The 11708-nt window shown below is 61.0% G+C and carries 8 protein-coding genes and 1 pseudogene; 3 read left to right on the top strand and 6 right to left on the bottom strand.

From position 1 onward, the window contains the following. Positions 1-1354: 1354 nt before the first annotated feature. Both CIT37_RS12105 and CIT37_RS12100 read right to left on the bottom strand, forming a co-directional pair. Entirely contained in the window at positions 1355-1546 is a 192-nt protein-coding gene (locus CIT37_RS12105; protein WP_028144438.1) for a hypothetical protein, read from the bottom strand. 166 nt (positions 1547-1712) lie between these two features. Next, the gene (locus CIT37_RS12100; protein ID WP_038973609.1) at positions 1713-2429 is read right to left on the bottom strand and encodes a hypothetical protein; all 717 of its coding nucleotides are present in this window, start codon (positions 2427-2429) and stop codon (positions 1713-1715) included. A 485-nt stretch (positions 2430-2914) separates the two neighbouring features. Between CIT37_RS12100 and CIT37_RS12095 the strand changes: the two genes are divergently transcribed. The 3 genes and pseudogenes from CIT37_RS12095 to CIT37_RS12085 form a co-directional block, all read left to right on the top strand. After that, a complete protein-coding gene (locus CIT37_RS12095; protein WP_081494417.1) occupies positions 2915-3256 on the top strand; it encodes an H-NS histone family protein in 342 nt (113 codons plus the stop codon). A gap of 983 nt (positions 3257-4239) precedes the next feature. Beyond that, positions 4240-4476, top strand: a complete 237-nt coding sequence (locus CIT37_RS12090; RefSeq protein ID WP_038951231.1) for a hypothetical protein — start codon at positions 4240-4242, stop codon at positions 4474-4476. 490 nt (positions 4477-4966) lie between these two features. Continuing rightward, a pseudogene (locus CIT37_RS12085) lies at positions 4967-5366 on the top strand (Lrp/AsnC family transcriptional regulator); the annotation flags it as partial. Positions 5367-5794: 428 nt separating this feature from the next. Here the strand turns inward: CIT37_RS12085 and CIT37_RS12080 are convergent. The 4 genes from CIT37_RS12080 to CIT37_RS12065 form a co-directional block, all read right to left on the bottom strand. Next, entirely contained in the window at positions 5795-6019 is a 225-nt protein-coding gene (locus tag CIT37_RS12080) for a hypothetical protein (RefSeq protein WP_193374900.1), read from the bottom strand. 329 nt (positions 6020-6348) lie between these two features. After that, positions 6349-9501, bottom strand: a complete 3153-nt coding sequence (locus CIT37_RS12075) for an efflux RND transporter permease subunit (RefSeq protein WP_095424427.1) — start codon at positions 9499-9501, stop codon at positions 6349-6351. Then, positions 9498-10574 carry an efflux RND transporter periplasmic adaptor subunit gene (locus CIT37_RS12070; protein ID WP_095424428.1) on the bottom strand — a complete coding sequence of 359 codons (1077 nt, stop codon included), beginning with the start codon at positions 10572-10574 and terminating at the stop codon, positions 9498-9500. The genes CIT37_RS12075 and CIT37_RS12070 overlap by 4 nt, the downstream gene beginning before the upstream one ends. Next, entirely contained in the window at positions 10571-11683 is a 1113-nt protein-coding gene (locus CIT37_RS12065) for an efflux RND transporter periplasmic adaptor subunit (protein ID WP_095424429.1), read from the bottom strand. Before CIT37_RS12065 ends, CIT37_RS12070 begins: the two co-directional genes overlap by 4 nt. Between the last annotated feature and the right edge of the window lie 25 nt (positions 11684-11708).

Here is an 11708-nt window from a genome sequence, read left to right as displayed (position 1 = left end):
AATTAATACATCGAAATCAATAACAAAGAGGCTCTTGCGTCCCTCCTTGCGAGGCGACACCGGAATTTTACGGCTTGCCTCCCGGATGCACTCGGTTCGCGAGATGATCTTTGCCTCGCGCAGATCGGCAACTCGCAGGGAGCAATTGGAGCCGAAACTCAGCCCCATTCACGAAGACGAGGCATGAAAGCAGCAGTCTCGCAATACTTTGCACCAACCTGTGCTTATTAATTTGCGCATCCGACGATCCAGGCCCACCGTGAAGCGGCGGACGTGGCCTTCAATGTGTTGCTGGTCATCCCATCGGGTCAATGTAGCCGTCCTTGTCGCCCGGGCGTACGTTCCAGAGCGTGAGACCATCGCGGGGGATCCGATGGTGGTGCGCTCTAAGAGCGAGACGCGTAGCCAGAGCGCTGATGCTATCCAATGGCTGGGTTATGGCTCGGTAGCCGGCGCATGTGTCCTGGGGTGCGGCGAGAAGAATCCTCGATGCTCTCGCACGAAGCTTCGCATCTCCTGTTGCTGTCCCGCACGTCTCTCGTTCGCTTTAACGCGCAACAGGGCCTCGGCAAGCCGCGTTCGAAATCCATGTGAAGCTAAAACCGAAACCAGTTCCCGGTTGACGCGCGAACGCGGCCAAATCGACCGCCATTAAATGATATATTTGATTATTGTGTATAATCATGATGACTCCATCGCAAAATTGAAAAATATGTTGGGGAAAAGAAAACAGGGAGGTTGAAATGGAAGCTGCCCGCCGCTTTCGCGCAATGGCGTTACTTTGCCGACAGACTGCCGCACTCCAACCTGAGAGAAGCTGGAAACTGCTTGCAGAGGCAGAGTATTGGGAACATCTGGCGGCTGCGGCCTTAGCTCATTGAGCTTCGGTCGAGCGTTCTTTGTCTTTCGCTTTTCGTCGACTTCTTACTTCAAGTCATTTTCTGAGGCATGTGATGTCGAGTACGCGTCAGATCTTTTCTAGTGCTGTTCTGAGCGAACGGCACCAGGCGCTTCTGGAGGAGCTTAGAGAGGTGGAGAAGCTTCGAAGTAAGCTCCGACATGTAGAGGCAAAAACAATCGGCAGAAGACGGCGTACCAAAGCGAGCGGCAGAGCAAGAGCCGTTTAGAGACCCGCCGGGTCCGAAGGTTGACCGGCGTTGGCTCACTCGCGCGGTTCGATGCACGGATGCCCGCGCTCCTCGCATCTGCCACTACTTTGAGAGGGGACTGGGCGCCTTCATCCCCACAGTAGCGAGCCTCCGCGATGACGTCGCTGCGACATCTCGCCAACCAGCCAGGCCGGGGTGTGAACTAAACTCGGCGGCGAGACCGGCCACCTGTTCAGGATCGCGCCTTAGCTCCGACTTTCATTCGACGTTGCACTTCGGAACACTGCAACGAGTCGATCGCCTTCCCAAAGCTCAACGTCGTGCTCGTCATGCATTTGCTCGGCTCGTCGTCTCGCCGCCTGCTCGTCAATGCAGTCGAGCTTTGCAGCGCAGATCACTTGCCGGCTGCCGTCCACCACGAACACCTTGTACCGCATGATGCAGTCCGATCCAAAAGGGTGACCACCATCGTACCCGATTGTCCGTCTGAGGCAGTGCCAAACCAAGTGCGACGCACCGAACCTTTGTACGTGTAGCAGTTCGGCCGTGCCTGCTCGTTCAATCCCTCGGCCGCGCGGCGGCAGCACCTTATATGTCGCTACCTCAGTGGCGTAATCTCACTGCGTGCCGAAGCGTGCGGCTCGAGCTCAAGAGCGAGAGGCCACCAAGCGTCATCAGCAGCACACCGAACCAGGCCGTCCAGCTGCGCGCTTCGTCGTGCGCCTCTGCAATGCGCGCGCCCAGCGGCATATCCTGAGGTGGGTTGGCGGGCGCGGCGGCGAGAAGCTGCCCAGCGTCGACTTGGCCCGGCACGGAGTGTTCGGGCGTGAGCTGGTTGCTGGGAATATCTACGATGGGGGCCGCCGACATCAGGGTAGAGCCCGTGCCGAGATCGGGAGCGGCATCTGCTACCTGCATTTCGGGTACAGTCGTCCGAGATCGCTCGGGCGGCGCGGAGCGCAGCAACTCCGCGCGCGCATCAACGACCGCGCTCCGCCTGGCCTGCGTGGTCCCGTTTCCGTCCAAACTGGCGCTGCGGTCTTTGGCCACGCGAGCCCGAATGGGCTTCTTCACCGTCGCGATGCCCTCGACCAGGAACCAGCATTTGCGGCGACCGTCCGTTCGGTAGACCCAATGCTGTCCGCCACTGGTCGAGGTACCGGGACGCGGCACGCATTCGGCTTGCGGCGGAGAGGTTACCGTGGGTTGGGACGTAGCAGTATTGAAGAAGTCGGCAACAGGATTGGAGGACGCGGGCGCCGCCGAAAAACCTCCGACAAGGACCAAACTGGCGAAATACAATCGCAATTGACCGGACATCGAAAACTCCCGGGTGCGCCCTACCCCCGCTTGAGCCTTAGCGGCGACAACGGCTCCCATACGGCTTAAATCGGGCGGCGCGATGAATTAATTGTCCTCTTGACCACCTAATTAATGTGCCGGCCCAGCACTCCAGGGGTGCAACACGAGGCAGCGCGATCGATTCATCGATCCATCTGAGTTGCGCCGGCCCTCGCTCCCGCCCACGATCTGCGCCGCGGCCGCCGGTCGATCGCCATCGTTGCGCTCGTCGAAACACGAAAGCGCAACTCGCCGAGGAATGAGTCTGTGGATGTCACGAGACGTGGCTACCTCTCGCAGCGAATTAAATACTTCGCCACGATATTACCACTGTCGCGCCTTTCTCCCTGCCACCTCTCACATTTAAATGTGGATTGCAGGATCAATATTTAACTGACGGCTTGTCTGCTCCCGGATTCCCGACTTGTCTGCCTGGGCCTTCTGCCCAAGATTCGGATGGAGCCATGAACACCGCGCATTTTAATTCGCTCTCCATTGACGAGCTCTGGATACTTCACCAAGAGGTCGCCGCCCAACTCGCTCAGAAAATGTTGGTGCAAAAAGCACATTTGGAGGAAAGGCTCCACAGGATTGGACTGGCCAACGAGGCCACACGGCTCAATCGTAAGCGCCGCCGTCCATACCCGCCTGTCCGTCCCAAATATCGCAATCCGAAGAACCCAGCGGAGACATGGTCGGGTCGCGGCAGGCAGCCGCGATGGCTGCGTCCGCAGCTTCGAAGCGGCCGAGATTTGGACGATTTCCTGATCGATGGGGCTTCAGCTCAAAAGCGGCAGACAAATTGAGCGCCGATTGCGGCATTTGAGACGGCGCCAGTTGCTACCTCCTGGGGCTCTGAGCTCTTCACATCATAGTTTGAACGCGGGGTCATAATCATGCTTGGAGGCATGGCCATAGCGAGCGCACTTGCGATCTGTCTGATGGTCTAGCTGAATCGCTCGGGGGGGCCCGCGGCGCAGTGAAGACATCGACGAGAATCTCAAGCGCGCGATGGTCCGCGTCTAGTCGGGGCGCCCTCTGAAGTGCCGCCTAGCCGCATTCCACGCTCGAAGGACTGGAAGGAGGAGGGCGACGAAAAAAACTCTGATTGCAACCGGCGTCATTCCGCGCCGCAGGAGTGGTGGGTCGTGATCGACCGAGCGGCCGGCCGTCGTGTTGATCGTCACCGGAGATGGGGTTCCTGCTCGCCGAGTAGGTGCCCGTCTGCGCGAGGGCAGGACAACTACAACGAACAGAACGTTCACCAGTAGCCATATTCCCACAATGAGAAGGAAAGTACGCACGAGAACGACCATCGTTGATCTAAAATCGCCGAGCTTACTCCTGCCTCATAACCCGGCGCGCAGCCGGCAACACTGCGTTCGCGGACGGAGCCGCTTCAGCGCAGCCGGCACATTTGGCGTGCCCCAAGGCCGTTGGGTCCTGAGCGCTTCGCAAGCGTCCAGGATGGCTCACAGCCTAGTCGGGCGCAACACTCGCGTCTGTGCGCTTTCGAACATTCATGGCCCTTCAGGTATGCTAATTCTATGCATCATCCGGCGAGAGCCGGACAGGGATGGCTCATCAGCCAGGACGGCCGTCCTCAGCCCGCAATCCCTGAACAGGGGCCGGGTCATGGAGCATGACCAAATTTCGCAGCACGATGAGCGGCGAATTTGGCGGTCCGCATAGAACCAAATTCGAGTTTCGGCAGTTGACTCCCGGTGGATCCGAACAAGCAAACTGATTGTTCGGGCCGAGGATAAGTTTAAAAGCTAAGCCGGCACACATGAAGGACCTCCGACGACGTTTGGAAAAGGTCCGCGCTGACGCCAGAGAGTTTACGCTGATGAGTCAGCAGGCGACGGACATGGAAAAGCGCGAGCTGTTTAAGCGCTTGGCGGATGAGCTCGCCTTCGAGGCTCTCGAGCTTGAGCTAATCGTGAAGAAAAATGAGCCACCTAATCCGTGCGGCCAGCACGAGGTCGTGGAGTTCAAGCCACCCTCTCAGCGAAAGCGCGGCTGACGCGGAAGAGCTAGATCGTGCGTGCACGACGGATCTTTGCGGCTCCGCCAGCGATCGCTGCGCCGCCCCACGCCCCCTCTTCGGGCCAGCTGTCCCGCAACGCCCCGCTTGTGGCATCCACCTGACTTTCAGAAGGTTCGCCGCCCTTTTCGCGGCTGAGACAATCCGTACGAGCGCTACGACAAGCACGTAATCGACTTATCCCATCGGATCTGTGCGCTTTATCGAATGGGTGACGATATAGAGACCAGGAAAAAGCCGAACGGCAATCTGGCCGTGTCCACCCCATACAAAGAACGTCGCACGAGACGTGCATTGTTCTGTCGAAGAGCTTAAAAAGGCTCTTGCGGGCCAATCTTTTAAAGGTGGTGGACGCACCAGGGCTCGAACCTGGGACCCGCTGATTAAGAGTTCAAGACGATTGAACGGCATCCCGAAGCTCGATCGAATCGACTTGAACATCCTCGTCCAGCTGCAGAAGGACGGCAGGATGACCAACGCCAATCTGGCCGAGGCAGTCGGCCTTTCGGCGAGCCCGTGCCTGCAACGTGTCAAGCGGCTGGAAGCGACCGGGTACATAAGGGGCTATGGTGCGCAGATCAACCCTGCGAAGCTGACCGAGAGCATAACGGTCTTCACCGAAATCACCTTAGTCGTCACCGCAAGGAAGATTTCGTCAAGAGTCCTGTATGCGCAACGTCGACGAGCTGATGGAATGCCATCTTATCAGCGGCGGTTACGACTATTTGCTGTGCTTGGTGTGCCGCAACATCAACCACTATCAAGAGCGAATGGAAAACCTACTTGAACGCAACGTCGGCATCGAGAAATATTTCAGCTATATCGTGCTGAAATCCCCCATCGTGAAGCATGCCCTTCCGCTCAAGACACCGCTCGATCCTCAGTGGTCAGGCGACCAACTCGCTGCTGACGCTTCCGCATCACACCCCAGGCTGACTTGCGCTGTTGTTTAGCGGACGGCTTGCTCCAATACCTGCCCTTCTCAAGCCTCGCGCATAGAACGCAATCAGCGCCAAGCGCGATCCGTACAAACATCGCACAAGATCGTAGGCTAGCGTGAAATCATACGCAAAGCAGCCGCGGAGCGCCTCGAACTCCGATCCCGTTGTTCGCCTGCTCTGACTTACTGGTCGCAGCACCGGGCTTATCCGACCGAGAATGGTTTCGTCGCACGATCGCAACCTTACCGGCGCGGCGAAACTCCGGAAGGCGGAGGCCAATGTTGAGTTGCTTAAAGGGGACAAGTGACTCACGCGCCTCGCAGGATGAAGTCGCGTCTGAGCACAATCGCGATGCGCTAATTGCACACCATCACGCGCCGGTATCGCCCGTAGACGTAGTGGCAGTCACTGTCCGAGGAATAGTCATCGCGCGAACGGCCATAGGTGTAGCCGGCAGAGGCTCCGGCAGCATAGGCGCCTGCAACATAGGCGGCGCGATGGCCGTATTGATATCCGCCGTAGCGGCCGTGGTCTCCGAAGCGGTTGTAAGTGACCGATGTGCCGCGAACCGCACTCTCCACCGTCGGTCCGCCCCGACCAGCGGCGCCGACACGCCCAGCCGCCGCGAGATCACCGCGCGGTGCAGGTCCAGTACCGAGACGAGGCGCCGGGCCGCCAAGGCCGGCACGGGGGGCACCGCCAGGCCCTATCGGAGGACGAGCTGCGAAAGCCGGAGGACCTCCGGCTGCCAGCGGAGGCGGCCCGCCGGCCGCAATCGGCGGAGGCCCGGCCATGGGGGGCGGCGGAGGAAACTGCGCGAAGGCTGCATGTGGCGACAGCGTCACGGCTGCGAGCGTCGCAGTGAGGGACAGTATCAGGAGTGTCTTGCGGGACATGGTCTTTCCTCTTGTCAAAACTGCGTTTCGAGAACGGGCTCGGGTTTGAGTACGGATATCCGCTCCGACGCAGGCGCATCATCGTGAGAAGGCACCGCGGGCTCATGCGTGGACGAGTGATCGCTGTGATCAGGGTGAATGCGGAACCAGGCCACATACAGCGCAGGCAGGAACAGCAGCGTCAGCAGCGTGCCGACAATGATGCCGCCCATCATCGCGTAAGCCATCGGGCCCCAGAAGATCTCGCGCGCGATCGGAATCAGCGCGAGACTTGCCGCGGCCGCGGTCAGCAGGATCGGTCGCATGCGATGCTCGGTCGCTTCCACAACGGCATCCCAGGCCGCGCGCCCCTCCTTCCTCAAATCCTCGATCTGGACGATCAGGATCACGGAGTTGCGCACCAGGATGCCGATCAGGGCGAGCACGCCGAGGATGGCCACGAAGCCAAGCGGGGCACCGCTCGGCAGTAGCGCCATGACCACGCCGATGACGGCGAGCGGCGCAACGGCGAACACCAGAAACAAGCGATGGAAGCTCTGCAACTGGATCATCAGCACCGTGGCCATGACGAAGAGCATGAGCGGAACGACGGCCATGATCGGCGCCTGGCTCTTGGCGCTCTCCTCCACGGAGCCGCCGATCATCACCGAATAGCCGGCCGGTAGCGCTTTGCTGAACTCCGCCACCTTCGGCGCGAGCTGGTCCACGATCGTCTTGGGCTGCACGTTGCCGACGATGCCGGCCTTCAACGTGATGGTGGGGATCCGTGCGCGCCGCCAGATCGTCGGCTGCTCGAGCTCGTACCGCAGATTGGCGACGGCTCCGAGCGGCACGGATTGACCGCCGAGCCCCGTCAACTGCAAATCGCGCAGCGTGTTGATGGAAGCACGTTCCGGCGCGGTTGCACGTCCGGTGACATTGACGAGATAGATGCTGTCGCGCACCTGCGTGATCGGCGTGCCCTCGAGCACGGAGTTCAAGGTCGTAGCAATGTCCTCCGAGGTCACGCCGAGCTGGCGCGCCTTGTCCTGGAGAACGTCGACCTTGACGACGCGGGCCGGCTCCATCCAGTCGAACACGACATTGCCGAGATCGGGATTGCTTCGCACGATACCGGCAAGCTTTTGCGAGAGATCTCGCACCTTCGCGATGTCGGGCCCACTCAAGCGATACTGCACGGGACGACCCACCGGCGGCCCGACTTCGAGCAGCTTGACGTAGGTGTCGGTCCCGGGGAACGTCTTCTTCAGGTAGTCCTCGAACTGTGTCTTGACCTGGTCGCGCGCCTTGATGCCGCCCTTGGTCACGACCACCATCTGGCCGAACCAGGTGTTGGCGGTCTGCACGTCGAAGGACAGGACGAAACGCGGCGAGCCGGTGCCGACATAGGTTGACCAGTGATCGACCGAATGGTTGCCCTGAAGCTGTTCGCGTTCGAAGCGCGCCATCTGCGCATTGGAGTCGGCGATCGACGCGTTCTGCGGCAGGTTCCAGTCGATCACCAGCTCGGCGCGATCGGACGACGGGAAGAACTGCTGCTGCACGAAGTTCATGCCGAACAGCGCCAGCAGAAAGGCCGCAACCGTGACGCCGACCGTCATCCAGCGATAATGCATGCAGAAGAGCAAGAGACGCGCGAACAGCTGCGCTACGCGCCCCTTCTCTTCATGATGGCCCTTTATTTTTGCGGGCAGGATGGTGACGCCGAGCAACGGCGTGAACAGCACCGCCACGATCCAGGAGACGATCAGGGAAACCGCGATGACAACGAACAGCGTGAAGGTAAACTCACCCGCATTGCTGTTGTTGAGCCCGATCGGAATAAAGCCGGCGACGGTCACCAGCGTGCCCGTCAGCATGGGAAAGGCGGTCGAGGTATAGACGTGGGTTGCCGCCTTTTCGAGGGGATCTCCGACTTCGAGGCGCGCTACCATCATTTCGACCGCAATCATGGCGTCATCGACCAGGAGGCCGAGCGCGATGATCAAGGCGCCAAGCGAGATTCGCTGAAGCGAAATGCCGGCATAGGCCATCACGACGAAGGTGATGGCGAGAACCAGAGGAATCGCAATCGCGACGACGAGTCCGGCGCGCATGCCCAGGCTGAGAAAGCTGATGCCGAGGACGATGATCACGGCCTCGAACAGCGCCTCGGTGAAGCCGGACACGGCATGCTCGACCACCATGGGTTGATCGGCGACGAGTTGAACGCCGACCCCGACCGGCAAGTCGGCCGTGATTTTCGACATCTCCTCCTTCAGCGCCTCGCCGAAGTGCAGCAGATTTGCGCCGGACTTCATGCCGATGGCAAGCGCGATCGCCGGCTCGCCATTGTACCTGAACAAGGTCCTGGCAGGGTCGGCATATCCGCGCGTGATGGTGGCGACGTCGGTCAGCGGGAAGAAGCGATCGTTGATGCGCAGATTGACTGCCTTCAGGCTTGCCTCCGACGTGAACTGGCCATTCACTCGCACACTGATCCGCTCGGGCCCTTCCTGGAACACGCCGGACGGCGTGACCGCGTTCTGCCCCTGCAGAGACGCCATGATGGAGTGGACGTCGAGACCGAGGGCTGCGATCTTGCGGGTGGAGAATTCGAGATAAATGACCTCGTCCTGCGCGCCCAGGATGTCGACCTTGCCGACATCGGGCACGGTCAGGACCTTGGCTCGGATGTCCTCGACCTGATCGCGCAGCTGTCGTTGGCTCAGCCCGTCGCTGGTGAACGCGTAGATGTTGCCGAACACATCGCCGAAGCGGTCGTTGAAGCCGGGCCCGATCACTCCTTGCGGGAAGTCGCCCTTGATATCCGCGATCATGTTGCGGACGCGAACCCATGTCGGCTTGACGTCGGCAGCCTTTGTGGTGTCGCGCAGATAAACGAAGACGGTGGTCTGGCCCGCAACCGTCACGCTCTTGGTGTAGTCGAGCGATTCGAGCTCCTCCAGCTTCTTCTCGATCCGGTCGGTGACCTGGCGTGTCATCTCTTCAGGCGAGGCGCCCGGCCACTGCGCCTGGATCACCATGGTTTTGATGGTGAAGTCAGGATCTTCCTGTCGTCCCAGCTGAAGGTACGCAAAAAGGCCCGCGGCCATGAAGGCGATCATGAAATACCAGACGAGCGAACGATGGCCGAGCGCCCAGTCGGAAAGGTTGAACGGTTTCATGGCATTTCATCCTGTGCAATGCGGACTTGCTGTCCTTGCTTGAGGCTGTGGATCCCCGCGGTGACGACGCGTGTGCCGGGAGCGAGCCCGCCGGTGACGCGCGCGCCGGTTTGGTCTGCGGCCACATCGATCCTGTGCAGCGAGACCGTGTTGGCGGGCTGATCGACGATCCAGACAAAATTTGCGCCGTCCTTGGCGAGCAGCGCCGAGCTGGGCAGGCGCAATATCCCGCCTTGGCTCTTGTCAAGTTTCGCGGTGACAGTCGCGCCGAGGCGGAATCCTTCGGGCGGATTACTGAGCGCAATGCGGACCCGCCTCAATCGCGTCACCGGATCGGCTTGCGGCGCGATCTCGCGAACGCTCCCTTGCACCTGAACGGAGGGCAAGAGCTGCAGGCTGACCGTGAATGGCAGGCCGATCTCCAGCGGCAACGGAAAGTCCTGTCCGATGTCGACGACAGCTTCGCGAATATCGGGTCTTGCGATCGTCACCACGCTTTGGCCGGGAGATACCACCTGGCCGACTTCAGCCCCCACTGCGGTGACCACACCGGCGAAATCGGCCTTGATCTGCGAATAGCCGAGCTGCTCGATCGCCTTGGTCAGATTTGCCTGTTCGCGAGCCACCGTTGCTTCGGCGCCGGCACGCGCCTGCTCGGCGTTGTCCAACGTCTGCTTGGTGGTCGCATCGGTCGTGATGAGCGTTCGCTGCCGTTCCTCCGTCGCTCTCACGGTCGCGAACTGCGCCTCGGCCTTGGCAAGCTGCCCTTTGGCGGCGCGAACGGCGAGCTCAAGGGCCGTGGGATCGACGACGCCCACCGTCTGTCCTTCATTCACGAGATCACCGACATAGACAGGTCGCGTGGTCAGGCGTCCCAGTACGCGGAAACCGAGATTTGTCTTGTAGCGTGGCTCGACGACGCCCACCGCCACCGCATCGTCTGCGCGGTCCGCTTCGAGAAGCACCGATTGGACTGGCCGCACGGGCTCGGGCGCCTTTGTCTCCTGCTGACATCCGGCAAGTGCCAACGCACATGCAAGTGGGCCCGCCACGATCATTGCGCGGCTCGTCATGACCGGTCTCCTTCATAAGTCACGGACTGGCCCACGCTCAAAAGCTTGCCGCCGTCGACGACGACGCGCTCGCCCGGCTCGAGGCCCGCTTTGATCAATACTTCTCCGGCCTCGTAGCCGCTCACTGTTACCGGCTTCAGCGAGGCTGTCCGCGTCGCCGGATCGACGGTCCAGACCGCGGGCCTGGTATCGGCCGCCATCAATGCACGCCAGGGCAATGCGATCTGCCGCTCGGCCTTTACTTTCACAGTTCCCGCGACGGGGCTTCCAAGCGTCATTGCGGCAGGCGGATCCTCGATGGCAACCTTGACCCGAATGGTCGAACTCTTGGCGTCGACGGCCGGCGAAACCTCCCGAACTTGGCCGCCTGCGGTCACGCCCGCATCGGAGACGAGCGCCAACGAAACGTCGCGGCTATCGGCATTGCTGAGGAAAATGGACTCATAAACGTCAAAGACGGCGTCTCGCTCCCCATCCTGCGCCAGCGAAAATACGGGTTGCGCAGCCTGTACGACTTGACCGGTTTCCAGATTGCGCGCGGTGACGACGCCGTCCGCTCCGGCTCGCAGCGCGGTATAGCCGAGGGCGTCCTTTGAGGTTCCAAGCTGCGCTGTTGCCGCTTCGAGCGCGCCTTCCGCGGTGCGCAATCCCTCCTGCGCCTGGTCGTAGGCCGTGCGCGTGGTGAAGCCGCTTGCGATCAGCGCCTTCTGCCGATCGAAAGTCGCCTTTGCCACACGCAGCTGCGATTCTGCGGCGAGAACAGCGGCGGTCGCGGCATCGACATCGGCCTCCTGTTCGGCCGGGTCGAGAAGCGCCAGCACTTCGCCGGCCTTCACGTGGGTCCCGACATCGGCATAACGCGCGAGGACACGCCCGCTGACGCGGAATGAGAGATCCGCCCGAAAGCGGGCCTGCACCTCGCCGGTCAAGGTGATCAAGGATTGCCGATCCCTGGGCTGCACGATTTCCGTGCGCACGAACGCGGCGCGCGCGGGGGGCATGGCGGCGTGATTATCGCACCCGCCGAGCGGGCCGGCGACAAGCGCGAGCGCCAAGGCGCCGAGAGGTTTCAGACCGATCTTGGAATGGTTGAAATAGCGCGGTTTCATAGCGCGGCCATTCGGGGAGAGGGTG

This window comes from Bradyrhizobium ottawaense, from assembly GCF_002278135.3.
In the GTDB taxonomy this organism is placed as follows: domain Bacteria; phylum Pseudomonadota; class Alphaproteobacteria; order Rhizobiales; family Xanthobacteraceae; genus Bradyrhizobium; species Bradyrhizobium ottawaense.
This window is presented reverse-complemented; position numbering and strand designations above follow the sequence as displayed.

What these genes read in the sequence shown, in the direction of transcription:
- CIT37_RS12105 (WP_028144438.1), bottom strand. Translation starts at nt 1,546, where the DNA reads ATGCGGTACAAGGTGTTCGTGGTGGACGGCAGCCGGCAAGTGATCTGC.
- CIT37_RS12100 (WP_038973609.1), bottom strand. Translation starts at nt 2,429, where the DNA reads ATGTCCGGTCAATTGCGATTGTATTTCGCCAGTTTGGTCCTTGTCGGA.
- CIT37_RS12095 (WP_081494417.1), top strand. Translation starts at nt 2,915, where the DNA reads ATGAACACCGCGCATTTTAATTCGCTCTCCATTGACGAGCTCTGGATA.
- CIT37_RS12090 (WP_038951231.1), top strand. Translation starts at nt 4,240, where the DNA reads ATGAAGGACCTCCGACGACGTTTGGAAAAGGTCCGCGCTGACGCCAGA.
- CIT37_RS12075 (WP_095424427.1), bottom strand. Translation starts at nt 9,501, where the DNA reads ATGAAACCGTTCAACCTTTCCGACTGGGCGCTCGGCCATCGTTCGCTC.
- CIT37_RS12070 (WP_095424428.1), bottom strand. Translation starts at nt 10,574, where the DNA reads ATGACGAGCCGCGCAATGATCGTGGCGGGCCCACTTGCATGTGCGTTG.
- CIT37_RS12065 (WP_095424429.1), bottom strand. Translation starts at nt 11,683, where the DNA reads ATGAAACCGCGCTATTTCAACCATTCCAAGATCGGTCTGAAACCTCTC.